This is a genomic window from Shinella sp. 1A1 (genome assembly GCF_055379515.1).
This window is the reverse complement of sequence record NZ_AP039671.1, coordinates 367,998-393,229: the sequence shown is the minus strand read 5'-3', so window position 1 is coordinate 393,229 and position 25,232 is coordinate 367,998. Positions and strand designations below refer to the sequence as shown.

The 25,232-nt window shown below is 67.7% G+C and carries 19 protein-coding genes and 1 other RNA gene; 7 read left to right on the top strand and 13 right to left on the bottom strand.

Annotation, left to right across the window (positions count from 1 at the left end; genetic code table 11):
* The first annotated feature begins 329 nt into the window (after positions 1-329).
* Complete coding sequence (locus ACZ48C_RS02020; protein ID WP_464782761.1) at positions 330-1,958, top strand: MFS transporter; 1,629 nt, start codon at positions 330-332, stop codon at positions 1,956-1,958.
* A 19-nt stretch (positions 1,959-1,977) separates the two neighbouring features.
* Here ACZ48C_RS02020 and ACZ48C_RS02015 read toward each other — a convergent pair whose 3' ends face one another.
* Both ACZ48C_RS02015 and recR read right to left on the bottom strand, forming a co-directional pair.
* Positions 1,978-3,183, bottom strand: coding sequence for a lytic murein transglycosylase (locus tag ACZ48C_RS02015; protein WP_464782045.1), 1,206 nt, complete (start codon positions 3,181-3,183; stop codon positions 1,978-1,980).
* Between the two features lie 186 nt (positions 3,184-3,369).
* Positions 3,370-3,975: a recombination mediator RecR gene (gene recR, locus ACZ48C_RS02010; protein ID WP_424549230.1), complete on the bottom strand. Its 606-nt coding sequence runs from the start codon at positions 3,973-3,975 to the stop codon at positions 3,370-3,372.
* A gap of 59 nt (positions 3,976-4,034) precedes the next feature.
* On the opposite strand from recR, the gene ACZ48C_RS02005 reads away from it, so the two are divergent.
* Positions 4,035-4,646 carry an MOSC domain-containing protein gene (locus tag ACZ48C_RS02005; RefSeq protein WP_464782760.1) on the top strand — a complete coding sequence of 204 codons (612 nt, stop codon included), beginning with the start codon at positions 4,035-4,037 and terminating at the stop codon, positions 4,644-4,646.
* Here ACZ48C_RS02005 and ACZ48C_RS02000 read toward each other — a convergent pair whose 3' ends face one another.
* The 4 genes from ACZ48C_RS02000 to ffs form a co-directional block, all read right to left on the bottom strand.
* Positions 4,647-5,258: a LysE family translocator gene (locus ACZ48C_RS02000; protein WP_119257620.1), complete on the bottom strand. Its 612-nt coding sequence runs from the start codon at positions 5,256-5,258 to the stop codon at positions 4,647-4,649.
* A gap of 34 nt (positions 5,259-5,292) precedes the next feature.
* A complete protein-coding gene (locus tag ACZ48C_RS01995; RefSeq protein WP_318910883.1) occupies positions 5,293-5,616 on the bottom strand; it encodes a YbaB/EbfC family nucleoid-associated protein in 324 nt (107 codons plus the stop codon).
* A 27-nt stretch (positions 5,617-5,643) separates the two neighbouring features.
* A complete protein-coding gene (locus tag ACZ48C_RS01990; RefSeq protein WP_464782044.1) occupies positions 5,644-7,518 on the bottom strand; it encodes a DNA polymerase III subunit gamma/tau in 1,875 nt (624 codons plus the stop codon).
* A gap of 44 nt (positions 7,519-7,562) precedes the next feature.
* An RNA gene (gene ffs, locus ACZ48C_RS01985) (signal recognition particle sRNA small type) lies at positions 7,563-7,660 on the bottom strand.
* Positions 7,661-7,798: 138 nt separating this feature from the next.
* Here ffs and ACZ48C_RS01980 point away from each other — a divergent pair.
* The gene (locus tag ACZ48C_RS01980; protein WP_318910879.1) at positions 7,799-8,230 is read left to right on the top strand and encodes an HIT family protein; all 432 of its coding nucleotides are present in this window, start codon (positions 7,799-7,801) and stop codon (positions 8,228-8,230) included.
* Positions 8,227-9,201, top strand: a complete 975-nt coding sequence (gene nudC, locus ACZ48C_RS01975) for an NAD(+) diphosphatase (RefSeq protein ID WP_119257616.1) — start codon at positions 8,227-8,229, stop codon at positions 9,199-9,201. Before ACZ48C_RS01980 ends, nudC begins: the two co-directional genes overlap by 4 nt.
* Here the strand turns inward: nudC and ACZ48C_RS01970 are convergent, their stop codons facing one another.
* The 3 genes from ACZ48C_RS01970 to ACZ48C_RS01960 all read right to left on the bottom strand — a co-directional run bounded on the left by ACZ48C_RS01970 (position 9,202) and on the right by ACZ48C_RS01960 (position 11,143).
* Positions 9,202-9,438 carry a hypothetical protein gene (locus ACZ48C_RS01970; RefSeq protein ID WP_318910874.1) on the bottom strand — a complete coding sequence of 79 codons (237 nt, stop codon included), beginning with the start codon at positions 9,436-9,438 and terminating at the stop codon, positions 9,202-9,204. It abuts the gene before it with no gap.
* Between the two features lie 83 nt (positions 9,439-9,521).
* A complete protein-coding gene (locus ACZ48C_RS01965) occupies positions 9,522-10,373 on the bottom strand; it encodes a prephenate dehydratase (RefSeq protein ID WP_119257615.1) in 852 nt (283 codons plus the stop codon).
* Between the two features lie 14 nt (positions 10,374-10,387).
* On the bottom strand, positions 10,388-11,143 hold the full coding sequence (locus tag ACZ48C_RS01960) for a 3-deoxy-manno-octulosonate cytidylyltransferase (protein ID WP_464782043.1): 756 nt from the start codon (positions 11,141-11,143) through the stop codon (positions 10,388-10,390).
* A gap of 152 nt (positions 11,144-11,295) precedes the next feature.
* On the opposite strand from ACZ48C_RS01960, the gene ACZ48C_RS01955 reads away from it, so the two are divergent.
* Entirely contained in the window at positions 11,296-12,024 is a 729-nt protein-coding gene (locus ACZ48C_RS01955) for a c-type cytochrome (protein WP_464782042.1), read from the top strand.
* Between the two features lie 72 nt (positions 12,025-12,096).
* Here ACZ48C_RS01955 and ACZ48C_RS01950 read toward each other — a convergent pair whose 3' ends face one another.
* Positions 12,097-13,041 (bottom strand): AEC family transporter, encoded by a 945-nt coding sequence (locus tag ACZ48C_RS01950; protein ID WP_464782041.1) that lies wholly within the window; start codon positions 13,039-13,041, stop codon positions 12,097-12,099.
* A gap of 552 nt (positions 13,042-13,593) precedes the next feature.
* Between ACZ48C_RS01950 and ACZ48C_RS01945 the strand changes: the two genes are divergently transcribed.
* Positions 13,594-19,044, top strand: coding sequence for an alpha-2-macroglobulin family protein (locus ACZ48C_RS01945; RefSeq protein WP_464782759.1), 5,451 nt, complete (start codon positions 13,594-13,596; stop codon positions 19,042-19,044).
* Positions 19,045-19,055: 11 nt separating this feature from the next.
* Entirely contained in the window at positions 19,056-21,140 is a 2,085-nt protein-coding gene (pbpC, locus tag ACZ48C_RS01940; protein WP_464782040.1) for a penicillin-binding protein 1C, read from the top strand.
* Positions 21,141-21,566: 426 nt separating this feature from the next.
* Here the strand turns inward: pbpC and ACZ48C_RS01935 are convergent, their stop codons facing one another.
* Genes ACZ48C_RS01935 through ACZ48C_RS01925 form a run of 3 tightly spaced genes read right to left on the bottom strand, consistent with a single transcriptional unit; the run spans position 21,567 to position 25,221 of the window.
* Positions 21,567-22,367, bottom strand: a complete 801-nt coding sequence (locus ACZ48C_RS01935; protein WP_464782039.1) for a crotonase/enoyl-CoA hydratase family protein — start codon at positions 22,365-22,367, stop codon at positions 21,567-21,569.
* The gene (locus tag ACZ48C_RS01930) at positions 22,364-23,239 is read right to left on the bottom strand and encodes a hydroxymethylglutaryl-CoA lyase (RefSeq protein WP_464782038.1); all 876 of its coding nucleotides are present in this window, start codon (positions 23,237-23,239) and stop codon (positions 22,364-22,366) included. The genes ACZ48C_RS01935 and ACZ48C_RS01930 overlap by 4 nt, the downstream gene beginning before the upstream one ends.
* Complete coding sequence (locus tag ACZ48C_RS01925; protein ID WP_464782037.1) at positions 23,236-25,221, bottom strand: acetyl/propionyl/methylcrotonyl-CoA carboxylase subunit alpha; 1,986 nt, start codon at positions 25,219-25,221, stop codon at positions 23,236-23,238. The genes ACZ48C_RS01930 and ACZ48C_RS01925 overlap by 4 nt, the downstream gene beginning before the upstream one ends.
* Between the last annotated feature and the right edge of the window lie 11 nt (positions 25,222-25,232).

Below are 25,232 nucleotides of genomic sequence, written 5' to 3'. Positions count from 1 at the left end.
AGTCGTTATGATGCGCTTGATCGGGGCAATAAAAAAGAGCGGGTCCTCGCGGGCCCACTCTTCATCTGACGATCAAGAATTTGAGGGTGATATAGACCGGGTTCGCCGGAATTGCAAGTTCGGCATTCCGTCCGTCCCCACCAGCGCCCAATGATGACCCCTCATCCGGCCTGCCGGCCACCTTCTCCCCGCCTGCGGGGAGAGGGCTAGGGTGAGGGGCGGCCCAATCCACAAACGAACAGTTTCGAGACAATCGCCGCCACCGGCTTGCCGCTTTCGTCCCATGGACTAGATTGCACACAACACTGCGTCGAGAATGAGTGCCCATCGTGCCGGACCGGACATCCCCCCTCGCCCCCTTCCGAAACGAAACCTTCCGGCTGATCTGGGCGGCAAGCCTGATCTCCAATTTCGGCGGGCTCATCCAGTCCGTCGGCGCGGCCTGGATGATGGCCTCGATCTCCTCCTCGGCCAACATGGTCGCGCTGGTGCAGGCCTCGACTTCCCTGCCGATCATGCTCTTCTCCGTTGCCGCCGGGGCACTTGCCGACAATTTCGACCGGCGCAGGCTGATGCTGACGGCGCAGTGTTTCATGTTCGCGGTCTCGATCGCGCTGACGGTCTTTGCGTGGTACGGCCTCATCACGCCCTGGCTGCTTCTCGCCTTCACCTTCCTGATCGGCTGCGGCACCGCGCTCAACAACCCGGCCTGGCAGGCCTCGGTCGGCGACATGGTGCCGCGCGAGGACCTGCCGGCGGCCGTCTCGCTCAACAGCATGGGCTTCAACATCACCCGCAGCGTCGGCCCCGCCATCGGCGGCGTGATCGTCGCGGCGGCGGGCGCGGCGGCGGCCTTCGCCGCCAACGCGCTCAGCTATTTCGCCCTGCTCTATGCGCTCTTCCGCTGGAAGCCCAACATCTCGCCGCGCGCCTTGCCGCGCGAGGATTTCGGCCGCGCCATCTCGGCGGGCCTGCGCTACGTCTCCATGTCGCCGAACATCGGCAAGGTGCTGCTGCGCGGCTTCGCCTTCGGCCTTGCGACCAGCTCCATCCTCTCGCTGCTGCCGCTGATCGCCCGCGACCTCGTGGCCGGCGGGCCACTCACCTTCGGCGTGCTGCTCGGCTGTTTCGGGCTCGGCGCCATCAGCGGCGCGCTGATGAATGCCGCGGTGCGCGAGCGCCTGACCAGCGAGACCATCGCGCGTCTTGCCTTCACCGGCTTTGCGGTGAGTGCGAGCGTCTGCGCGCTCAGCTCGTCCGCCATCCTCACCGGCGCGGTGCTCCTGATCGCCGGCGCCTCCTGGGTGATGGCGCTCTCTCTGTTCAACACGACCGTGCAACTCTCGACGCCGCGCTGGGTCGTCGCCCGCGCGCTCTCGCTCTACCAGACGACGACCTTCGGCGGCATCGCCGCCGGAAGCTGGATCTGGGGCACGACGGCCGACACGCATGGCGCGCAGGCCGCGCTTCTCGCCTCCGCCGTCGTCATGATCGCCGGCGCGGCGCTCGGCCTTCGCTACGGCCTGCCGGAACTGCAGAGCCTCAATGTCGATCCGCTGGGCCGCTTCAGCGAACCGGACCTGCCGCTCGACCTGAAGCCGCGCAGCGGGCCTATCGTCATCCTCATCGACTACGAGATCGCGGAAGCGGACATCCCCGAATTCCTGGAGACCATGACCGAGCGGCGGCGCATCCGCATCCGCGACGGCGCCGGCCAGTGGGCCCTGATGCGCGATCTCGAGAATCCGACGGTCTGGACGGAGACCTACCACGTGCCTACCTGGGTGGAATATGTGCGCCACAACCAGCGCCGCACCCATGCGGACGCCGCCAACGGCGAGAAGCTGAGCCTCCTGCATCGCGGCACCGAGCCGCCGCGCGTCCACCGCATGATCGAGCGGCAGACGATCGTCCCGCATCAATACGAGCGGTTCAAGCAGCAGATGGAAATCCATTGAGGCGGAGCCGCCTCAAGTGTCAGCGAAGCCGGGATTTCAGCGAGGCATCCGGGTAGCAGGTCGGCGCGAGCCCGCTCTTGGCCTGCCAGTCGCCAAGCGAACGGCGCGTCTTGTAGCCGGGCAGGCCGTCGACCTTGCCGACATCGTAGCCCTTGGCGACGAGCGCCTTCTGCATGGCCAGCACGTCCGAGCGCAGCATCTTGCCGACATCGCCCCATTCGCCCCGGAACGGGCCGCTGCCGAAGGCGATGCGGTCGGCGAGATTGCCGATGAAAAGGGCGTAGAGGTCGGAATTGTTGTATTCCTTGATCACGTAGAAATTCGGCGTGACGATGAATTCCGGCCCGTGCGTTCCCGCCGGCACCAGCATCATGCCGGATGCCTTCGCCTCTGCCGAGGGAAACGCCTTGCCGGAAATGCGTGTGATGCCGCCCGATGCCCAGGCCGAGATCGGCTTGGCGAGGTCCGGGCCTTCCTGCGCGCAGGAGACGCCGTCCGGAATGGAGACCTCGTAGCCCCAGCCGCGGCCGGCCTGCCAGCCCTTCTGCGCCAGGTAGTTGGCGATGGAGGCAAGACTGTCCGGCACCGAGCCCCAGATGTCGCGCACGCCGTCGCCGTCGAAATCGACGGCATATTTCAGGAAGCTCGTCGGCATGAACTGCGGCTGGCCGAGCGCGCCGGCCCAGGAGCCCTTGAGCTGGTCCACCGTGCGGTCGCCGCCGTCGACGATATGGAGCGCGGCAATCAGCTCCTTGCGGAACATGTCCTTGCGCGTCGACATGAAGGCCTTCGTCGCCAGCACGTCCACGGCCGAATAGGGGATCTTCGCGCTGCCGAAGCCGGATTCGCGGCCCCAAACGGCAAGGACGACCTCGCCCGGCACGCCGAAGCGCTTCTCGATCCTGCGCAGCGTGGCGGCATGGGTCTTGGCAAGGCCGCCTCCCCGGCCGGCGAGGCTCTGTAGCCGCTTTTCGGAGAAATAGGCGCCCGGCGAGGAGAACTCCGCCTGGCTCTGCGCCTGCTCCTTCTTCGGCCTGGAGCCGGGCGGAACGAGGTCGGGCAGGTCCCAGTTGAGTGTCGCACCCTCCATCGCAGCGCGAAAAGTCTTCTCGCCGACGCCGGCCTTCTGCGCGGACGGCCAGAGGTCCTTGTCGATCCAGGCGCGGAACATCTTCTCCACCTCGGCCTTGGAGGCGGCATGGGCGGGAAGAGCGGCAAGGGTCATGGCAATTGCGAGCACGAGGCGGGTTGCGATACCCCCCTCTGCCCTGCCGGGCATCTCCCCCACAGGGGGGGAGATTGAATCGTGGCACCGCCTCGCCCCCAGCCGATCTCCCCCCTTGTGGGGGAGATCGGCTGGGCAGAGGGGGGTGAAACGCCGCAGCCATCCAAGCATCGTCAAAAACCTTCCTCAGATCGCCGTGCGGGCGCGCAGCGCCGCCGTCAGGGTGCCTTCGTCGAGATAGTCGAGCTCGCCGCCGACCGGCACGCCATGGGCGAGCCGCGTGATCTTCACGTCGAGGCCGGCGAGCTGGTCGGTGATGTAATGCGCCGTCGTCTGGCCCTCGACGGTGGCGTTGACGGCGATGATCAGCTCGCGCACGTCCCCTTTCGCCACCCGGTCGACGAGGCCGCGGATGTTGAGATCATCAGGCCCGACGCCGTCGAGCGGCGAGAGCGTGCCGCCGAGAACGTGGTAGGCCGCGTTCATCGCGCCCGCCCGCTCCAGCGCCCAGAGGTCGGAGACGTCCTCGACGACGATGATGACCGACTGGTCGCGCCGCACATCCGTGCAGACCGTGCAGGGATCGCTGGTATCGACATTGCCGCAGCAGGAGCAGATGCGCACCTTGCGATGCGCCTCGCCCATCGCCTCGGCGAGGGGGCCGAGAAGCTGGTCCTTCTTCTTGACGAGATGCAGCGCCGCGCGGCGCGCCGAGCGGGGCCCGAGGCCCGGCACCTTCGCCAGAAGCTGGATGAGTTTTTCGATTTCGGGGCCGGTGACTCGTTTTGCCATTGCCGGTATCTAGCCCATATCAAGGGGAAACGGAATCCACCTCGCGGGAGGCAGCGCTGATCAGGATAGTCGCGGTATGCACGAGCCTTGCCCGGCCGGTTCCCGGCAAAAGCTACAAGACCGGCATTTTCAAGACGTCGACCGAGGCTGCCGTGGTCGTCGACCGCGAGGGCCTTCTCGGCGACGCCATCTGCAACCGCAAGCACCATGGCGGGCCGGAACAGGCGGTCTACGGCCTCGGCTCCGTCGATCTCGACTGGTGGTCGAAGGAGCTCGGCCGGACCGTCGCGCCCGGCACCTTCGGCGAAAACCTCGTCATCTCGGGCGTCGACAGCCGCAGCGTGTCCGTCGGCGACCGGTTCGAGACGGAGAGCGTGCTCCTCGAAGTGACCTCCACCCGCATCCCCTGCAACACGCTGACCGCCCGGATGGGCGATCCGGCCTTTGCGAAACGCTTCATGCAGGCTGGCCGGCCGGGCTTCTACTGCCGCGTCCTGCGCGACGGCGTCATCCAGGCCGGCGATGCCGTAACCTACACGCCCTTCGACGGCGAGCCCGTCACCATGCCGGAACTGCTGCGCACCTATGGCAAGAACCTTGCCGAGGAGGACCGCCTCCGCTACCTCGCCGCGCCGATCAACGACAAGCTGCGCGCGGCGCTCACCGGCTGATCAGCGGGTGGCGATGGCGGCCGCAGCACCGGCCATGGTGCCGGCGCTGACGCGGTTTGCGATGCGCACGGCGCGCGGGCTTTTCAGGAACAGCCGGGCGCGCGACGCGAGGAAGACCCAGGCGAGATCGATGGCGACGAGCACGACGAACATGGTCGCCACCAGCTCCGCCCAGCCGGCGAGCGTGACGGCGCCAAGATCGATGATCGCCGGCAGCAGCGCGACATAGAACATCATGATCTTGGGATTGCCGAGCGTCACCGTCAGCCCGGCGAAGAAGAGCTTTACGCCCGAGCGCGCCTCGGGCAAGGCCTCCTCGCCCGTATCGGTCGGCGCGGACCACATCTTCCAGGCGAGATAGAGCAGGTAGGCGACGCCGAGCCACTTGATGGCGACGAAAGCGGCCTGGAAGGTCTCGGCAATGGCGGCAAGGCCGAGCACGGCGCAGGTGAGCCAGACGCCCTCGCCGATCCACATGGCGGCGAGGAAGGGAAGCACATCCCTCGGCCCGCGGGACAAGACGCGGGCGACCAGAGCGGCGATGCTCGGGCCGGGCGAGCCGGCCGCCATCATCAGCGCGCCGGCAAAGACAAGCAGGGTCGTCAGGCTCATGGGAATTCCTCCTCTGAGCCCTAAACCTACAGGATCAGAACGGCAGTTTGAAGCCGGGCGGGATCGGCAGGCCGGCGGTCAGCGCCTTGGTCTTCTCGGCGGCCTGAGCTTCCGCCTTTTCCTTGGCGTCCTTGTGGGCGGCGACGATCAGGTCCTCGAGGATCTCGACATCGTCTTCCTTGAAGAGCGAGGGGTCGATCTTCAGGCCCTTGAGAGTGCCCTTGCCGTCGAGCGTTACGGAGACGAGGCCGCCGCCGGAGGTGCCGCTCACTTCGAGCGCGGCGATCTCCTCCTGCATCTTCTCCATCTTGGCCTGCATTTCCTTGACCTTGCCCATCATGCCCATGATGTCGCGCATCGGCCTCTCCTCTTCGTCTCTAATTATTTAATGTTCGATATCGTCGCCGGGCAGGATGTCGCCCTCGGCGGATTCGGCAGCGGCCACGGCCTCGACGGTCTCGGCCTCGTCTTCCGTCTCCTGCACCTTGATGCGCACGTCGGTAATCTTGGCGCCCGGGAAGCGCTGCAGGATGGCGGCGACGTCGGGATCCTGGCGGGCATCGGCGACGCGCGCTTCCTGCGCCATGGTTTCGGCTTCCGACAGGGTCGGCCCGCCGGCCTCCCGCGAAAGGATCACCAGCCAGCGGATGCCGGTCCATTCCAGAAGCCGGTTCTGGAGATCGGGGATAAGCGACTTGGGGGCATCCTGAGCAAGGCCGATTTCCAGCTTGCCGGGCTCGACGCTGACGGGGCGCACAAAGGCGCGCACGAGGGCGCGCAGGCGGATGTCGCGGTTCTTCGTGCAGAGATCGGCGATGTCGGAGATCGACTGGACCGGCACTTTCGGCGTGACGGCCGGCTGTTCGGCAGGCGCGGCCTCGGTGCGGCCGACGGGCTGGGGCGCCGACTCGGCCTGCGGCACGGCGCGCAGCATAGTCGCGCCGTTCGACTGGGCGCGCAGCGGTGCATCCGGCTGGCGCGCGACGGCGGAAACGGACGCCTGCGCCGAGGGCTGGCCGGAAGAACCGCCGGATTGCGGCGCACGCCCGCCATTGCCACCGCCCTCGCCGCTCGAAAGCTCGGCGAGCCGACGCGCGGCCTCTTCCGGCGAGGGAAGGTTGGCGGCGTGGGCAAGGCGGATGATGACCATCTCGGCAGCGCCCGCAGGGCGGCTGGAGGCCTCCGTTTCCGGGATGCCCTTCAGCAGCATCTGCCACATGCGCGACAGCGCGGTGACGGCGATGGAATTGGCGAATTCGACGCCGCGCGTGCGCTCGATCTCGCTCAGCGACTGGTCGCCGGCAGCGTCGGGCACATATTTCATGCGGGTGACGAGATGAGTGAAGTCGGCAAGGTCCGTCAGCACGACCGAGGGGCTGGCGCCCGCCTCGTACTGTGCGGCGAACTCGGCCAGCGCCGCCGCCGCGTCGCCCTTCACGATGTGTTCGAAGAGGTCGACGATGCGGGCGCGGTCGGCAAGGCCGAGCATGGAGCGTACGGCCTCCACCTCGACACGGCCCGCGCCATGGGCGATCGCCTGGTCGAGCAGCGACAGGCCGTCACGCGCCGAGCCTTCGGCGGCGCGGGCGACCATGGCGAGCGCATCCGGCTCGAATTCGACGCCTTCCTTGCCGAGGATGGTGGTGAAGAGGCCGACGAGATCCGACGCGCCGATGCGGCGCAGGTCGAAGCGCTGGCAGCGCGACAGGACGGTGATCGGCACTTTCCGGATTTCCGTCGTCGCGAAGATGAACTTCACATGCTCCGGCGGCTCTTCGAGCGTCTTCAAGAGGCCGTTGAAGGCCTGCGTGGAGAGCATGTGCACTTCGTCGATGATATAGACTTTATAGCGCGCCGAGACGGGGCGGTAGCGCACCTGCTCGATGATCTCGCGGATGTCGTCGATACCGGTATGGGAGGCGGCGTCCATCTCGATGACGTCGACATGGCGGCCTTCCATGATCGCCTGGCAGTGCTCGCCGGGCACGCGAAGGTCGATGGTCGGCTTGTCGATCTCGGGCGTCTTGTAGTTCAGCGCGCGGGCGAGGATGCGGGCGGTCGTCGTCTTGCCGACGCCGCGCACGCCGGTCAGCATGTAGGCCTGGGCGATGCGGCCGGTCTCGAAGGCGTTGGTCAGCGTGCGGACCATCGGCTCCTGGCCGACCATGAGGTCGGAGAAGTCCTTCGGGCGATACTTGCGGGCAAGCACCCGGTAGGCGGCCGGCTTCTCGGTGGACGGATTTGAGGTTGCGTCGCTCATCGACCCTGCCGTTAATCGAACGTCTGTCCCGACAGGACGGAAAGGTGGGAGGCTGGCACGATGACCCGTGCCGGGGCTCGTTAGGGCTGCTTCCTTCCGGACCTGACCCGGTTGGCGAGTGGCTCGTCCACCACCAACCTCCCGCTCCCCATATCGGCAATATTCCATCCGAATGCAAGCGGAGGCGATAAAAAACTGTTGGAGCGAAATCGGGTGCGTGGCATGAATCGTCTGTACCGGACGTAAATCCGCTTTACGCTTTTGCTGGTAGTGCGTTGCAATGAGCATTCGGGAGGACCCCTTGAGCGATTTTCGACCTGACGAACGGCTGGTTCGCGACAGCGATCTCGTAACGAGGATCGGCCTGTGCGAGCTGCGCCTCATGAAGGACAGGCGCTGGCCGTGGCTGGTGCTCGTGCCGCAGCGCGCGGATGTCAGCGAGGTCTTCGACCTGACGCCGCTCGACCAGACCATGCTGACCTTCGAGACCAATCTCGTGGCCGAGGCGCTGAAGACGGTGACTGGCGCGACGAAGATCAACACCGGCGCGCTCGGCAACATCGTCCGCCAGCTCCATGTCCATGTCGTCGCGCGCAGCGAGGGCGACCCGAACTGGCCCGGCCCCATCTGGGGCCACGGCACCGCCGAGCCGCGCTCGGCCGAGGAAACCAAGGCCTTTGCCGCCAAACTGCTGGACGCACTGACCCCATGAAGCCATCGCTTTTCGATCTCTACCGCCCGCATCCGGAACCCAGCACCATGGTGGCCTTTGCGGAAAACAGCCTCGACCGCCAGTCGGAGCACCGTGCGCCGGACTGCCTGGAGCAGGCTTTCAGGGCGCAGAACGTGCATGCCTTCGCGCTGGCCGGCGGCAAGCTGGTCGTCAAGCACGACGAGAAGATCATCGATCCGCTCTTCGCCCCCTACGAGCTCGCCGAGCTTGGCCCGATGCCGGAGGACGCCATCCTGCTCGGCTACCTGAAGAACGGCGAGCCGCGGCTGGCGATCCCCGTCAAGGCCGATCCCGATACGCTGCAGGAGCCGCTGAAGGCAGCCGACGGGCGCACGCTCTACCGCCAGCAGATGCTCGACGACGACCTGCTCGGCCAGTTCGCCCAGGCCTCCAGCCTGATGACCTGGAACGGCAACAACCGCTTCTGCGGCAAGTGCGGCTCACCGACCCGCTCGGAGATCGGCGGCTACCGCCGCGTCTGCGAGGCCTGCGGCCACACGATCTTTCCGCGCACCGACCCGGTCGCGATCATGCTGGTCATCGATCTCGAGCGGGACCTGTGCCTGCTCGGCCGCTCGCCGCATTTCCCGGAGGGCATGTATTCCTGCCTCGCCGGCTTCCTGGAGCCGGGCGAGACGATCGAGCATACCGTGCGCCGCGAAACCTTCGAGGAATCCGGCATCCGGGTCGGCCGCGTGCGCTACCACGCCTCGCAGCCCTGGCCGATGCCGCATTCGCTGATGATCGGCTGCTATGGCGAGGCGATCTCCTTCGACATCCGCCGCGACGAAACGGAACTGGAGGACTGCCGCTGGTTCACCCGCGAGGAGACCGCGGCGATGGTGGCGCGCGGCGCGCTGTCGGGCGTCGCGCCCGGCATGACGACGCCGCCGCCGAAGGGCGCCATCGCGCACCGGCTGATGCGCGACTGGCTCGACTGGGACGGCTGATCAGCGCAGGCCGAGATGCGGCTGGTCGCCGGGATGCTCGCGCAGCCTGAGGCTCGGCGCCATGAAGCGCGCGATGACCGGGCTGACGAGGAAGGTGACGACGATCCAGGCCGGCAGCAGGTATTTCGCGTGCTCGTTGAGGACCGGGACGGTGAGGATGGCGATGGCGCCGGCACCGAAGACGACGGCGTTCACCATCATCGATACGAGAATGGTAATATAGGTGATCGTGCGCATGGGCATCTCCTTTCCATGGAAAATGCCCGCGCGGCGGCGCGGTTCCGCGCCGCCTGACGATCGTCAAGTTCCCGGCGAATCGCTCAGAACGCGCTGCGCATCGGATGCGCGCGATAGGTGCCGAGGATGCGGACCTTTTCCGAGAAGAAGCGCAACTCCTCCAGCGCGCGCCGCACCGGCAGGTCGTCCGGATGGCCCTCGATATCGGCATAGAACTGCGTGGCGTAGAACTTGCCGCCGATCTGATAGCTTTCCAGCTTCGTCATGTTGATGCCGTTGGTGGCGAAGCCGCCCATCGCCTTGTAGAGCGCGGCTGGGATGTTGCGCACGTTGAAGACGAAGGTGGTGACGATGGTCTCGTCGCCGTCGCGCACGACCGGCACCGGATCGCGCGAGAGCACGACGAAGCGGGTGACGTTGCTTTCCGTGTCCTCGACATTCTCGGCAATGATCGACAGGCCGTAGAGGTCGGCGGCAAGGCGCGGGGCGAGCGCCGCCATGGTGCGGTCGCCGGTCTCCGAGACGAGCTTGGCTGCGCCCGCCGTGTCGCCGGCGATCACCGGCTTCCAGCCGTTGAGGCGGACGATCTTGCGGCACTGGCCGAGCGCGTGGATATGGCTGTGGACCGTGCGCACCTCGTCCTTCGTCACGCCCGGCAGGACCATGAGCTGGAAGCGGATCGGCATGAAATATTCGCCGACGATGTGCAGGCGCGATTCCGGCAGGAGATGATGGATGTCGGCGACGCGGCCGGCAATCGTGTTTTCGATCGGGATCATGCCGAGATCGGCATCGCCGTTCTCGACGGCAAGGAACGCATCCTCGAAGGTCTGGCAGGGCAGCGGCTCCATGTTCGGGAACATGTCGCGGCTCGCCATGTCGGAATTCGCGCCGAACTCGCCCTGGAAGGCGATCTTGTTGGTCTTCGTGATCATGGCAGGTATCCGTGTCAGATGGGATGGGCGGCGAGCATCGCGCGGGCCTTTTCGAGGTCGGCGGGAGTATCGACACCGAGCGGAACGGTGTCAACGATCTCCGCATCGATGCGCATGCCGGCCTCCAGCGCCCGAAGCTGCTCCAGCGATTCCCGCCTTTCCAGCGTCGAGGGCGGCAGCGTCACGAAGGTCTCCAGCGCCTTGCGGCGATAGGCATAAAGGCCGATGTGGTGGTAGAGCGGGCCATTGCCGTAGGGCGCGGTCGCGCGCGTGAAATAGAGCGCGCGCAGGCGGCTTTCGCCGATGGGCGAGCCGACGATCTTGACCACGTTGGGATTGGTCTTCTCGTGCTCGTCGCGGATCTCGGTCGTCAGCGTCGCGATATCGGTCGCGGCGTTCTCCAGCGGGCGCAGGGCGGCGCGGATGGTTTCCGGGTCGATGGTCGGCAGGTCGCCCTGGACGTTGATGACGAACTCGGCGCGGCCTTCCGGGTCGCTCTTGGTCAGCGCCTCGTGGATGCGGTCGGAGCCGGACTGGTGGTCGACCCGGGTCATCACCGCGGCAAAGCCCGCCGCGACGACGGCGTCGAAGATGTCCTGGTGATCGACGGCGACGACGACACGGCCGACATCGGCCGCGGCGGCCCGGCGCGCAACCTGCACGATCATCGGCAGGCCCGCAATGTCGGCGAGCGGCTTGCCGGGAAGCCGGGTCGAGGCCATGCGCGCAGGAATGAGGACGAGGCTCTTGTCAAAATTGGCGCGATTCATCTCAGGCCCTTCAAAACCCCCTGGAAAAGTGTCAATAAGTCTCAGTGCGGGGGCTACAATCACTGTTGCAACGAAGCAGCAAAAGACATAGGTTCCGCGCGATTTCAAGACTGGCCGGTGTCAGGTCCGCCGGTTGCTAGGGGAGCGTTTGGATGAACTCTTATGTGAACATGGGCGTGGGTGCCCTTCTGGGCACCGTCTTCGTACTGATGTCCGTGTCGATCGCTTCTGAAGGCATTTTCCATTCGGGCGCTCCCGAGAAGGAAGGCTTCGCGATCGTGGCCGAGGAAACGGGCGGCGAGGCAGCGGGCGGCGAAGAAGCCGCGAAGGCCGTTCCGATCGCGACCCTGCTCGCCAGCGCCGACGCGGGCGCAGGCGAAACCGTCTTCAAGAAGTGTGCGAGCTGTCACACCGGGGAGAAGGGCGGACCGAACAAGGTCGGCCCCAACCTCTGGGAGGTCGTCAACCGCCCGATCGCCTCGCATGAGGGCTTCAGCTATTCCGCAGGCATGACCACCTTCTCCGAAGGCCACAAGGTCGTCTGGGACTTCGACCACCTGAACTTCTTCCTCGAAGCGCCGAAGAAGCACGTTCCGGGCACCGCCATGGGCTTCGCCGGCCTCAAGAAGGACGACGAGCGCGCCAACCTGATCGCCTATCTGCGCACGCTCTCCGACAATCCGGCGCCGCTGCCGACCGCTTCGAGCGAAGGCGCGGCCGCGACGGAAGGTGCAGCCCCCGCTGAGGGCGGCGCTGCGGCAACGCAGGACGGCGCGGCGACCCCGGCCGAAGGCGGCGCGGCAACCGCGACCGAGGGCGCAGCTCCGGCCGAGGGCGGCGCGACGCAGGGCACCACGACGGAACAGCCGGCTGCTCAGTAAAAAGAGCGCCAGCCACGGATTTGGAAAACCCGGCCTTCGCGCCGGGTTTTTTGTTGCCGGCGAAGGGGGATCTCAGCCGAGCAGCCAGGCCCAGAAGGAAACGGTGAAGACGCCGAACGCCGTCGTCATGGTGATGGTCGAGGAGGCGAGCGCGTGGCCGACGCCGAAATGGTTGGCGAGCAGCCAGGCGTTGACGCCCGTCGGCACGGAAGAGGTCAGCACCATCGCCGCCGTCCATTCCGGCGAAAGGCCGAGCAGCCGGCAGGCGACATAGACGGAGCCCGGCAGGACGATGAGCTTGAGGCCGGTCATGGCGAGCGCGATGCCGGCATTTCCGCCGACCTTGTACTTGTTGAGCGCCATGCCGATGGAGACGAGCGCGGCCGGCGCGGCAAGGGCCGCGAGCTGGTCGATCACCACCTTCACCGGGCCGGAGAGCGGAACGCCGCCGGTATGGAACAGCGCGCCGGCGACGAGGCCGATCACCAGCGGATTGCCCACGAGGCTCCGGCCGATGCCGAGCAGCAGCGCCGCAAAACTCTGCGGTTCGCGCGTGTGCTCCTTGCGCTCGGCCCGCTCCATCAGCACCGTGCCGGCGATCATCATGACCGGCAGATGCACGGAGATGAGGACGGAGAGCGCCACGACACCGTCGTTGCCGACGATGCGCGAGACGAGCGGCAGGCCGATGAAGATGGTGTTGGCGAAGGCGGAGGAGACCCCGGCGAGCACGCCGATGCGCCGGTCGCGCCCGAAACCCAGCGTCGCCGCGAGATGGGCGACGGTCCAGGTGAAGGCGACGCCGGCGAAATAGGCGACCCAGATGCGCAGCGGCGATTCGCCGGAGAAATTCGCCTCCGCGATGGTGCGGAAGAGCAGCACCGGCACGGCGACGCGGAAGACGAACTCGCCGAGCCCCTCGCCCAGCTCCTCCCTGAGATAGCCGGTGCGGACCAGCAGCCAGCCGATCAGGATCAGCGCGAAGATGGGCAGGACATTGAAGGCGACGTCCGACATGAAACCGTCCGGGAGAGGCAGGAGCCGCAAGGCGGCCGCCCTGCGGCCTCATGGGTAGGGCAATCGGCGGGCCGGAGCAATTCCTGCCCGGCGCGGAAACACGCCTTCACCCGAACCTGCGCAACAAAGGGGAGCCGAACCCGGCCGCACAAATGAAAAAAGCGAGGGTTGAACCCCCGCTTCCTCATCCCGGCCTGACCGGGGAAGTGTTTCGCGCAGGTGCCAGTACATCCGTGGTCACCGCGTTTGCGAAACACGACTTTCGTGTCTGACGAGGTTCTAGCTGCCCGCTGTTACAGCGGTATGACAGAAGAGCGCCCGTCGATGTTTTGCAGTCTGCGTCCATATGGTTAACAAAAGGTTAACGCGGCAGGGATCGAAAAAATTCGCATTTCCGCCGATTGAACGGCGGATCTCAAACGTCTTCCCCCTGATTTCCTGCGTCACCTCTTCCATGCCCCGTCGAAACGCCCGGTCTTTCGATTGACAAGCCGGGACGGGGTCTGAAGAGTGGCGGCAACGAGACGGCAGCGGTAGGAGGACTTGATGTCTATGCGCGCATTCTTCGGTTTCACGGCTCTTGTTCTTTCGGCCGTCGCCTCGCCACCGCTGGCCGCCCATGCGGAAGAAACCCGCACCATCGTCACCACCGAGAACAGCGACTATTTCGGCTTCGACCTGCGCACCGTGCAGGACGTGACGCTCGACCAGTGCAAGACCGACTGCATCGACGACATGTCATGCCGCGCCTTCACCTATAATCCCAAGGTGAAGTGGTGCTTCCTGAAGAGCGACTTCAACCAGATCAACCATTTCCAGGGCGCCATCGCCGGCAAGATCGTCAAGGCCGACAATGCCGCCGATATCGGCGCCGCGCCCGCGCTCTCCTTCATCAGCGAATACATGCTGAACGATGCCCGCGCCTTCCGCGACAATCTCGCCCTGCCGGCGGACCAGGTCGGCCAGGGGGCGGAAAGCCTCGCCTCGCTGGGCCGCATCGAGACGGCCTCCGACCGCTTCGACCAGGCGCTCGCCGCCTTCCGCGGCGCGCTGTCGCTGGCGCCGGACGACTATTATCTCTGGATCGAGACGGCCGAATCCATGGGCCGGGCGACCAACAACAGCTATCTCGCCGGCCAGGGGGCGCTTGCGGCGATCAACGCCTACCAGCTTTCGCGCACGACCGAGACGCGCGCCCGGGCGCTTGCCGTGCTCGGCGACACGCTCGACGTTTCCGGCAGCTACCGCGCCGGCATCAATGCCTACAAGGCGAGCCTCGAGCAGCAGGAAGACGTCGCCGTCCGCTCGGCCTATCTGAACCTGCGGACCCGGCAGGGCTTCCGCATGGTGAGCCACACGATCGATTCCGACAGCGCCAGCCCGCGGGCCTGCGTGGAATTCTCCGAGCCGCTGGTGAAGTCCGGCGCCGACTACGCCTCCTTCGTCACGCTCGACGGCGCTGCGCCCAAGGCCGTGGAAGCCAAGGACCGGCAGATCTGCGTGGAGGGCCTGAAGCACGGCCAGCGCTACAAGATCGCCTTCCGTCCCGGCCTGCCCTCCTCCGTCGACGAGCCGCTCGCGGCCGCGGTCGACCTCGACATCTACGTGCAGGACCGCACCGCCATGGTGCGCTTCACCGGCGACGGCTTCGTACTGCCCGGCAGCGTCCGCCGCGGCATTCCCATCGTCTCGGTCAACACCGACAGCGCCGACCTGAAGCTCTACCGCGTCGGCGACCGCGCCATCGCCGGGCTACTGGCCGACAGCCGCTTCCTCACCCAGCTCGACGGCTATTCGGCGAGCCGCATCGAGAACGACAACGGCGAACTCGTCTGGCAGGGCAAGATCGACATCTCGCCGGAACTCAACAAGGACGTCGTCACCAGCTTCCCGGTCGACGAGGCGCTGCCCGAGCGCAAGCCCGGCGTCTACGTGCTGACCGCCGCGGCGACGAACGGCCGCAGCAACGAATGGGACTCGAAGGCGACGCAATGGTTCGTCGTCTCGGATGTCGGCCTCACCACCTATGCCGGCACGGACGGCCTCAACGTCTTCGCCCGCTCGCTCGACAGCGCCGGCCCGCTGGAAGGCGTCGAGCTTCAGCTGATCGCCAAGAACAACGAGGTGCTCGGCACCGCGACGACCGATGCCGACGGCCGCGCCAGCTTCACCGCCGGCCTCATCCGCGGCACCGCCGCCAACACGCCCGCCGTGATCCTCGCCAAGAAGGGCGAAGGCGACTTCGTCTTCCTCGACATGACGCGCGCCGGCTTCGACCTTTCCGACCGCGGCGTCACCGGCCGCCCGGCGCCGGGCGCCATCGACGTGCTCACCTGGACGGAACGCGGCATCTACCGCGCCGGCGAGACGGTGCATGTCGCAGCGCTCGCCCGCGACATCGAATCGAACGCCGTCGAGAAGCTGCCGCTCACCTTCGTCTTCAGCCGCCCGGACGGCGTCGAGGACCGCCGCATGGTGGCCGACGGCGCGACGCTCGGCGGCTATGCCGTCGACCTGCCGCTCATGGAAAACAGCATGCGCGGCACCTGGACCATGCAGGTCTATACCGACCCGAAGGGCATGGCGATCGCCGAGAAGCAGTTCCTCGTCGACGACTTCGTGCCGGACCGCATCGAATTCGACATGAAGACCGACGCCAAGTTCGTCGATGCCGAGACGCCGGCCCCCATCACGGTCGAGGGCCGCTATCTCTACGGCGCGCCGGGCGCCGGGCTCGAGATCGAGGGCGACGTCGCCCTGAAGCCGACGCGCCAGGATGCCGCCTATCCGAACTATGTCTTCGGCCTTGCCGACGAGGAGGCGCTTGAGGAAAACCGCGTCCCGCTCGACGGCCTCGACGTGCTCGACGACGAGGGCAAAACGACCTTCGACCTCACCGTTTCCGACCTTCCCTCCACCACGCAGCGTCTCGAAGCGCGCGTGACGCTGCGCATGAAGGAAGCGGGCGGCCGCGCCGTCGAACGCAACCTGACGCTGCCCGTCAAGGCATCCGGCCCGATGATCGGCGTGAAGCCGGAATTTGCCGGCGAGCTTTCGGAGAACAGCGTCGCCAACTTCCACGTCGTCGCCGTCGATCCGGACGGCGCGAAGGCGGCGATGCAGGGCCTGCCCTGGAAGCTGCTTTCCGTCGAGCGGAACTATCAATGGTATCGCGACGGCAGCTCCTGGCGCTACGAGCCGGTGCTCTCGACGACGCAGATCGCCAACGGCACGCTGGACGTGACCGCCGACGGCGGCCGCATCTCGGTTCCCGTCACCTGGGGCCGCTACCGCCTCGAAGTGGAGAGCCCCGAGCCGGAAGGCCCCGCGACCAGCATCGAGTTCGATGCCGGCTGGTATGTCGCGGCAAGCTCGACGGAAACGCCCGACGCGCTGGAAATCTCGCTCGACAAGGAAAGCTACGCCGTCGGCGAGACGGCGAAGCTCAAGGTCTCGCCGCGCCATGCCGGCCAGCTCCTCGTCACCATCGGCGCGGAAAGCCTGATCGCCACCCAGACCGCCACCATCGGCGCCGAAGGCGGCGAGGTGGAAATCCCGATCACCGAGGAATGGGGCTCGGGCTCCTACGTCACCGCGACGCTCTTCCGCCCCGGCTCCGACCAGGAAAGCCGCATGCCGATGCGCGCCATCGGCATCACCTGGCTGAAGGTCGATCCCGCCGAGCGCAAGCTCGACATCGCGCTCGACATGCCGGAAAAGACCCTGCCGCGCCAGCCGCTCGACATTTCGCTGAAGGTCGCGGGCGCCGGCGCCAATGAGGAGGCCTATATCACGGTCGCCGCCGTCGATGTCGGCATCCTCAACCTCACCCGCTACGAGGCGCCCGATCCGGCCGGCTGGTATTTCGGCCAGCGCCGCCTCGGCATGGAGATCCGCGACATCTACGGCCGCCTGATCGATGGCTCGCTCGGCACGACGGGGCGCCTGCGCACCGGCGGCGACGGCGGCGAAGGGGCGCTCCAGGGCAACCCGCCGAAGGAAAAGCTCGTCGCCTTCTTCGCCGGCCCGGTGAAGCTGGATGCGGAGGGCAACGCCAAGGTCAGCTTCGACATTCCGCAGTTCAACGGCACCGCCCGCGTCATGGCCGTCGCCTGGACGAAGACGGGCGTCGGCAGCGCGTCGAAGGACGTCATCATCCGCGATCCGGTCGTGGTGACGGCAAGCCTGCCGAAGTTCCTCGCCCCCGGGGACCGCGCGGACCTGAGGCTCGACATCGCCAATACCGATGCGCCGGCCGGCGACTATACGGTCGAGGTCACGCACAATGCCTCGGTCATGGTCGACCAGACAGGCGCCGGCCAGATACTGAAGCTCGAACCCGGCGGCAAGACCGCGCTCACCCTGCCGCTGATCGGCGGGGAAGCCGGCGACGGCCTTGTCACCGTCAAGCTGACGAACGGGGCCGACATGTCGCTGGAGCAGGTGCTCAACGTGCCGGTGCGTCCGGCCGCCATGCCCATCACCACGCGCCGGCCCATCGAGATCGCCGCGAACGGGAGCCTGACCATCGACGACCAGTTGCTCGCCGACAGCCAGCTTGCCGGCGCCTCGGTGAGCCTCAACGTCTCGCGCGCCGCCGCCTTCGACATTCCGGCCCTGCTGATGGCGCTCGACCGCTATCCCTATGGCTGCACGGAGCAGACGACGAGCCGCGCCCTGCCGCTCCTCTATCTGAGCGAGCTTTCCAGGCAGTCCGGCCTGCCGGAGGACACGGAAACGCAGAAGCGGGTGCAGGACGCCATCTACCGCGTCCTCGCCAACCAGTCCTCCTCCGGCAGCTTCGGCCTCTGGTCTCCCGGCTACGGCGACCTCTGGCTCGACGCCTTCGTCACCGACTTTCTGACCCGCGCCCGCGAGCAAAAGTTCGAGGTGCCGGAAAAGGCGATGGTGCAGGCGCTCTCCAACCTGCAGAACGCCCTTTCCTACGACGTCAACGTCTCGACCCAGGGCAACGAGATCGCCTATGCGCTCTATGTGCTCGCCCGCAACCGCAAGGCCGCGATCAGCGACCTGCGCTACTATGCGGATACGAAGCTCCCCGAGTTCTCCTCGCCGCTCGCCCGCGCCCAGATCGCCGGCGCGCTCGGCCTCTACGGCGATGCCCAGCGCTCGATGACGATCTTCTCCAACGCGCTCGGCCTGTCGCGCGAGACCGCCATGAATGCCAGCCTCTCGCGCACCGACTACGGCTCGTCGCTGCGCGACGGCGCGGCGATCCTGGCGCTCGCCGCGGAAAGCCGGCCGGTTCCCGACGTCATCCCGGACCTGACCAAGCTCGTCGCCAGGGAGTGGGATAACAAGCGCTGGACCAGCACGCAGGAACAGACCTGGATGCTGCTCGCCGCGCGCTCCGTGCGCGATGCCGACAAGGGCCTGAAGCTGGAGATCAACGGCGCGGCGCGCGACGGCGGCTATGCCGCGCAGATGACCGGCAAGTCCCTGCTGGAACATCCGCTGACCATCGCCAACCGCACCGGCGAGCCGGTCGCGGCCATGCTGACCACCGTCGCGGCTCCGGCCGATCCGCTGCCGGCCGGCGGCGACGGCTTCGCCATCGAGCGCACCTACTACACGCTCGACGGCGAGGAGGCGAACATCACGGAGGCGACGCAGAACGAGCGCTACGTCGTGGTGCTGAAGGTGACGGAGCACAACAGCTGGCCGTCGCGCATCATCATCACCGACCTCCTGCCCGCCGGCTTCGAGATCGACAATCCGAGCCTCGTCGATAGCGCGAAGCTTTCCAACTTCGACTGGCTCGGCCAGACCGAGGCGGCGCATACGGAGTTCCGCTACGACCGCTTCGTCGCCGCCTTCAACCGCAGCGAGGGCGACAACCGCGAGGTGACGCTCGCCTATGTCGTGCGCGCCGTGACCCCCGGCACCTACGACCTGCCGGCCGCGCAGGTGGAGGACATGTACCGTCCGCAATACTCCGCCCGCACGGCGACCGGCCGCATGCAGGTCGTCAAGGCCGAGTAGGAGGGGACGCCATGGCGCTCTGGCGCAAGCTCCTCGTCGGTTCCCTGAGCGGGGCGGCGGCTATTGCCGCCCTCGCCTTCGGGCTCGACCGTGCGGACCGCGCCTATCCGCCGCCCGTCGGGGTGGCGGATACCGTCTCGAAGGAAGTGCTCGACCGTGACGGCCGGCTGCTGCGTGCGTTCGCGACGCCGCAGGGGCACTGGCGGCTGAAGACCACAGCCGCCGATGTCGATCCGCAGTTCATCCGCATGCTGCTTGCCTACGAGGACCGGCGCTTCAACGCGCATTCCGGCATCGATCCGCTGGCGCTGCTGCGCGCCGCCGGCCAGTTCGTCACCAGCGGCCATATCGTTTCGGGCGGCTCGACGCTCTCCATGCAGGTCGCCCGCCTGATCGAGCCGCGCGAGAGCCGGTCGATGCTCGCCAAGCTGCGCCAGATGGCGCGCGCCGTCCAACTCGAACGGCGGCTCTCCAAGGCCGAGATCCTCGACCTCTACCTGACGCTCGCCCCCTATGGCGGCAATCTGGAAGGCGTGCGGGCGGCAAGCCTCGCCTGGTTCGGCAAGGAGCCGAAGCGGCTTTCCGTCGCCGAAGCCGCCCTCCTCGTCGCCCTGCCGCAGCTTCCCGAAAAGCGCCGGCCCGACCGGCACCGGGACGTCGCGGAAAAGGCGCGCGAGCGCGTGCTGAACCGCATGGCCGTCTCGGAGATCATCGGCGAGGGCGAGGCCGAACGCGCGAGCGCCGAGGCCATCCCTACCCGCCGCAAGCAGCTTCCGTCCTACGCCGCCCATCTCTCGGAACTTGCGCTGCGCAAGGACCCGAAGGCGGTCACGCGCAGCACCACGCTCGACCGCACGGTGCAGGACGGGCTGGAGACCGTCGCCCGCGAGGCCGCCGAGCGGCTCGGGCCGAAGGTCTCCATCGCCATGGTGATGGCCGATGCCCGCACCGGCGAGATTCTCGGCGAGGTCGGCTCGGCGGATTATTTCGACGGCAGCCGCGCCGGCTGGATCGACATGACGCGCATCCGCCGCTCGCCCGGCTCGGCGCTGAAACCGTTCATCTACGGCCTCGCATTCGAGGAAGGCCTCGTCGCGCAGGAGACCATCGTCGAGGACCGTCCCGCCGATTTCTCCGGCTATCGGCCGCGCAATTTCGACATGACCTACCAGGGCGACATCAGCGTGCGCAAGGCCCTGCAGCTGTCCCTCAACGTACCGGCCGTGCGCCTGCTCGACGCCGTCGGCCCGACGCGGATGATGGTGCGCTTCCGCCGCGCCGAGGTGCGGCCGGAACTGCCGCCGGGCGAGACGCCCGGCCTTGCCATCGGCCTCGGCGGCCTCGGCATCACGCTGCGCGACCTCACCCAGCTCTATGCCGCGCTCGCTAATCGCGGCATGCCGGTCCGGCTCGGCGATGGCATCACGGGCGATGCCGCCGTCATCGACGGCGATCCGCTGCTCGATCCCGTCGCCGTCTGGCAGGTCTCGGACGTGCTGTCCGCCGTCATCCCGCCGACCGGCAGCCGCCGGCTCGGCATCGCCTACAAGACCGGCACGAGCTACGGCTACCGCGACGCCTGGTCGGTCGGCTATGACGGCCGGCATGTGCTCGGCGTCTGGGTCGGCCGCGCCGACAACGGCGCCGTGCCGGGCCTGACGGGCTATGGCGCCGCCGCGCCCATTCTCTTCGAAGCCTTCTCGCGCTCCGGCGTCGCCATCACCGCGATGCCGCGCGCACCGGCCGGGGCGGTACGCATCGCGCAATCGGAACTGCCGGCGAGCATGCGCCGCTTCTCCACCACCGCGAACGGCCTCGTCGCCACCGCCGGGCGCGAGCCCGCGCCGCAAATCGTCTATCCGCCGGAGGGCGCCCATGTGGAACTCGGCGCGACGGCGGCGGGCGCGATCTCGCCGCTCGTCCTGAAGCTCCAGGGCGGCCGCGCGCCCTTCCGCTGGCTCGCCAACGGCAAGGTCCTGCCCGACGCCGCACGCCGGCGCACGACGCAGTGGACGCCCGAGGGCGCAGGCTTCTCGACGCTGACGGTGATCGACGCCGCCGGGCGGGCGGCAAGCGTGCGGGTGTTTATCGAGTAGAGGCGACGCCCTTTTTTAGCCGGGGTCTGCCCATCATCCAGCCTGCCGGCCACCTTCTCCTTGGCTGCGGGGCGAAGGAGATATGCTGCCCCGGTTTCCTCAACCAATGGCCGCAGGTGGAGTACGCCCCTGCTCCCCGTAGGCGGCAGGGGCATCGCATATGGAACTCGACGTCGCCGTCCTTCCCTTCTCCCCTCAGGGAGAAGGTGGCCCGAAGGGTCGGATGAGGGGGCGCGGCACAAGAAGGCATTTCCTTCCTGTCTTCGGCATGCCCCTCATCCGCCTGTCGGCACCTTCTCCCCGCAAGCGGGGCGAAGGGGATATGACGCACCGGTTTCCCCAAACAATAACGGTTCGTGGGGCACGTCCCCTCTCCCCGCTTGCGGGGAGAGGGCCAGGGTGAGGGGCAAAGCCAAACCCGCAACGTCACGCTTTCGTATCGGCCAATACCCAACCCGGCTTGCGCTTCTCCAGAAAGGCCGAAATCCCCTCCCCCGCCTCGGGCGTCTCCCACGTATCGGCAAGCCGGGTCAGCGTCATCTCGATGACCTTGTCGTCGATGGGCGGGGCGAGCGCATGGGCGAGCGCCTTCGCCGCCGCCACTGCATTTGGCGAGGCTGCGAAATAGGGCACGACCTCTGCCTCCACGGCCTCGTCCAGCGCCTCCGGCGCCACGATGCGGCTCACGAGGCCGATATCGCGCGCGACCGCCGTATCGAACAGGCGGGCGGAGGTGGCGAAGCGCAGGAAGGCCGCGGGGCCGATGCGCGCGGCGACATAGGGGCTGATCGTCGCCGGGATGAGGCCGAGGCGGGTTTCGGTGAGGCCGAAGCGGGCGCCCTCCACGGCGATCGCCGCATCGCAGACGCTGATGAGCCCGACGCCGCCGCCATAGGCCTGCCCGTTGACGCGGGCGACGAGCGGCTTCGACAGGTCGCGCAGGGCCTTCAGCATCAGCGCGAGGCGGCGCGCCTCGGCTATGCGCTCCTCGCGCGTCGCGGCGATCTGCTCCTTCATCCAGTTGAGGTCGCCGCCGGCGCAGAAGCTCTCGCCCTCCCCGGTGAGGACGACGGCGCGCACCGCCCGGTCCTCGGAAAGCAGGCCCGCGACGGCCGTCAGTTCGCGGATCATCAGGCCGGACAGCGCATTGTGCTGGGCGTGGCGGCGCAGCGTCAGGGCGGCGACGCCGCGCCGGTCGACGGATACGGAAATCGTCTCGAAGTTCATGGCTGCACCTCCTCATGATGCATGCCGGTGATGCGGCGGGCGAAGGCCGCGGCAGCGGCGAGCTTTTCCGGGTCGAGCCCCGTCTCGTAATCCGTCTCGGCCAGCATGTCGGCGACGGCGAGCGTATCCACATTGCCGCGCGCACCCGGCGCGAAGGGGCAGCCGCCGAGCCCGCCGACCGAGGCGTCGAAGACGGACAGCCCATGATCGAGCGCGACGCGGATATTGTCGAGCGCCATTCCGCTCGTATCGTGAAAATGGCCGGCGAGGTTTTCCGGCGCGGCTATGTCCAGCACCGCCTCCAGCATGGCCGCAACCTCACTCGGCCAGGCGCGCCCGATCGTGTCGCCGAGGCTCACCTCATGGCAGCCGAGGTCGAGGAGCTGGCGGGCAACCTCGGCCACGGCCTGCGGCGCGACCGGCCCGTCATAGGGGCAGCGCACGACGCAGCTGACATAGCCGCGCAGCGGAATACCGTCCCGCCGCGCCGCCTCCGCCACCGGGCGGGCACGTTCGATGCTCTCGGCGATCGAGCAGTTGAGATTGGCGCGCGAAAAGCCCTCGGAGGCCGAGAGGAAGACAGCGATCTCGTCGGCGCGGGCCGCCCGCGCGGCCTCGTAGCCCTTCATGTTGGGCACCAGCGCCGAATAGGAAACGCCCGGTCGGCGGCGAATGCCGGCCATCACCTCGGCGCCGTCGGCAAGCTGCGGCACCCATTTCAAACTGACGAAACTAGTCGCCTCGATGCGTCGGAAACCGCAGCCGGACAGGAGGTCGATCAGCGCGATCTTGTCAGCGGCCGGAATGATCGCCTTTTCGTTCTGCAGGCCGTCGCGGGCCGCCATTTCAACGATTTCGATGCGCCGCTTCATGTCGCCTCCTCGGGCTCCAGCGCGAGAAGCAGCGCGCCTTCCGCCACCTGGTCGCCCACCGCCACCGGCACTGCCGCCACCACGCCGTCGCGCGGAGCGGCCAGCACCAGTTCCATCTTCATCGCCTCCATGGTGACCAGCGGTTCGCCTTTTGCGACGCGCGCGCCCGGCTCCACCGCAACGATCCGTACCAGCCCCGGCATCGGCGCCGAAAGCCGGTCGCCGCCCGCCGCCGCCTCGCCATGATGACCGGCCTCTTCGGCGGTCGCGAAGGCATGGCCGTGGCCGCCGAAGAAGACGGCGATGGCCGATCGGTCGCGGTGAACCGTCGCCGGGAGGATATGGCCGTCGACATCCACCTGGAGGGACGCTCCGTCGACGGAGTGCAGGCGCAGGTCCGTCGCAAGGCCGTTGTGCTCGACCCGGAAATTCTCCTTGCCGCGGACCGTCACGCGCAGCGCATGTTCCACGCCGCCATGATCGAGGAAGACCGTCCGCGCCGCCTCGCCCCAGAGCCGGAAGCCGCGAAGCCGCTCCCAGGGGTCGACTTCAGTGGCGGCTTCAAGGAAGCCGAGCGCCAAGAGGGCGGCGAGCGCGAAGGCCTCCTCGGAGGCATCGGGCTCCGCCAGCAGGCTTTCGCCCGCGCGGCCGATGAGGCCCGTATCGACGTCCCCCGCCGCAAAGGCCGGCAGGCGGCAGAGGCGGGCGAGGAAGCCGGCATTGGTGACCAGCCCGCCGACGCGGCATTGCCGGAGCGCGCCTTCGAGCCTTGCCAGTGCCTCGGCGCGGTCGCGGCCATGGGCGATCACCTTGGCGATCATCGGATCGTAATAGGGGGTGATGACATCGCCGGCGCGCACGCCGGAATCCACGCGCACGCCCTCCGGCACATCGAAGACGGAGAGACGGCCGGTCGCCGGCAGGAAGTCGCGGGCGGGATTTTCCGCATAGAGCCGCGCCTCGCAAGCCCAGCCGTCGATGGCCAGTTCCTCCTGCCGCTTCGGCAGGGGCTCGCCGGCAGCGACGCGGAGCTGCCATTCGACGAGATCGAGGCCGGTGATCGCCTCCGTCACCGGATGCTCCACCTGCAGGCGCGTGTTCATTTCCATGAAATAGAACCGGTCCTGCCGGAGCCCCTCGGAAACGTCGGCGATGAACTCCACCGTGCCCGCGCCGCTATAGCCGATCGCCGCCGCGGCGCGCACCGCCGCCGCGCCCATTGCCGCGCGCATCTCCACCGTCATGCCGGGTGCCGGCGCTTCCTCGATCACCTTCTGGTGCCGGCGCTGGAGCGAGCAGTCGCGCTCGAAGAGATGCACGACATCGCCATGCCCGTCGCCGAAGACCTGCACCTCGATATGGCGGGGCTTGGCCATGTATTTCTCGACCAGCACGCGGCCGTCTCCGAAGGCGCTTTCGGCCTCGCGGCGGGCGCTTTCCAGCGCGGCGGAGAAATCGGCCGGGTCATCCACCCGCCGCATGCCCTTGCCGCCGCCGCCGGCGCGCGCCTTGATCAGCACGGGGTAGCCGATGGTCGCCGCCTCGCCGGCGAGGAAGGCCGCTTCCTGCCTGTGACCGTGATAGCCGGGCACGACGGGCACTCCGGCCTTTTCCATCAGCGCCTTGGCGGCGTCCTTGAGGCCCATGGCGCGGATGGCATTGGCCGAGGGGCCGATGAAGACGAGGCGGGCGGCCTCCACCGCCTCGACGAAATCGGGATTTTCCGAGAGGAAGCCGTAGCCGGGATGCACCGCCTCGGCGCCGCTCGCCCGCGCCGCCTCGATGATCGCCGGGCCGTTCAGGTAGCTCTTCGCCGCCTCCGCCGGGCCGATGCGGATCGCCTTGTCGGCCATCCCGACATGCAGCGCCGCCCGGTCGGCATCCGAATAGACGGCGACCGTCGCGACACCCATGCGCCTTGCGGTGCGGATGATGCGGCAGGCTATTTCGCCGCGATTGGCGATGAGGATCTTCCTGAACATCCCGGCTCCGC

What these genes read in the sequence shown, in the direction of transcription:
- ACZ48C_RS02015 (WP_464782045.1), bottom strand. Translation starts at nt 3,183, where the DNA reads ATGACCCTTGCCGCTCTTCCCGCCCATGCCGCCTCCAAGGCCGAGGTG.
- recR (WP_424549230.1), bottom strand. Translation starts at nt 3,975, where the DNA reads ATGGCAAAACGAGTCACCGGCCCCGAAATCGAAAAACTCATCCAGCTT.
- ACZ48C_RS02000 (WP_119257620.1), bottom strand. Translation starts at nt 5,258, where the DNA reads ATGAGCCTGACGACCCTGCTTGTCTTTGCCGGCGCGCTGATGATGGCG.
- ACZ48C_RS01995 (WP_318910883.1), bottom strand. Translation starts at nt 5,616, where the DNA reads ATGCGCGACATCATGGGCATGATGGGCAAGGTCAAGGAAATGCAGGCC.
- ACZ48C_RS01990 (WP_464782044.1), bottom strand. Translation starts at nt 7,518, where the DNA reads ATGAGCGACGCAACCTCAAATCCGTCCACCGAGAAGCCGGCCGCCTAC.
- ACZ48C_RS01980 (WP_318910879.1), top strand. Translation starts at nt 7,799, where the DNA reads ATGAGCATTCGGGAGGACCCCTTGAGCGATTTTCGACCTGACGAACGG.
- nudC (WP_119257616.1), top strand. Translation starts at nt 8,227, where the DNA reads ATGAAGCCATCGCTTTTCGATCTCTACCGCCCGCATCCGGAACCCAGC.
- ACZ48C_RS01970 (WP_318910874.1), bottom strand. Translation starts at nt 9,438, where the DNA reads ATGCGCACGATCACCTATATTACCATTCTCGTATCGATGATGGTGAAC.
- ACZ48C_RS01965 (WP_119257615.1), bottom strand. Translation starts at nt 10,373, where the DNA reads ATGATCACGAAGACCAACAAGATCGCCTTCCAGGGCGAGTTCGGCGCG.
- ACZ48C_RS01960 (WP_464782043.1), bottom strand. Translation starts at nt 11,143, where the DNA reads ATGAATCGCGCCAATTTTGACAAGAGCCTCGTCCTCATTCCTGCGCGC.
- ACZ48C_RS01955 (WP_464782042.1), top strand. Translation starts at nt 11,296, where the DNA reads ATGAACTCTTATGTGAACATGGGCGTGGGTGCCCTTCTGGGCACCGTC.
- ACZ48C_RS01950 (WP_464782041.1), bottom strand. Translation starts at nt 13,041, where the DNA reads ATGTCGGACGTCGCCTTCAATGTCCTGCCCATCTTCGCGCTGATCCTG.
- ACZ48C_RS01945 (WP_464782759.1), top strand. Translation starts at nt 13,594, where the DNA reads ATGCGCGCATTCTTCGGTTTCACGGCTCTTGTTCTTTCGGCCGTCGCC.
- pbpC (WP_464782040.1), top strand. Translation starts at nt 19,056, where the DNA reads ATGGCGCTCTGGCGCAAGCTCCTCGTCGGTTCCCTGAGCGGGGCGGCG.
- ACZ48C_RS01935 (WP_464782039.1), bottom strand. Translation starts at nt 22,367, where the DNA reads ATGAACTTCGAGACGATTTCCGTATCCGTCGACCGGCGCGGCGTCGCC.
- ACZ48C_RS01930 (WP_464782038.1), bottom strand. Translation starts at nt 23,239, where the DNA reads ATGAAGCGGCGCATCGAAATCGTTGAAATGGCGGCCCGCGACGGCCTG.
- ACZ48C_RS01925 (WP_464782037.1), bottom strand. Translation starts at nt 25,221, where the DNA reads ATGTTCAGGAAGATCCTCATCGCCAATCGCGGCGAAATAGCCTGCCGC.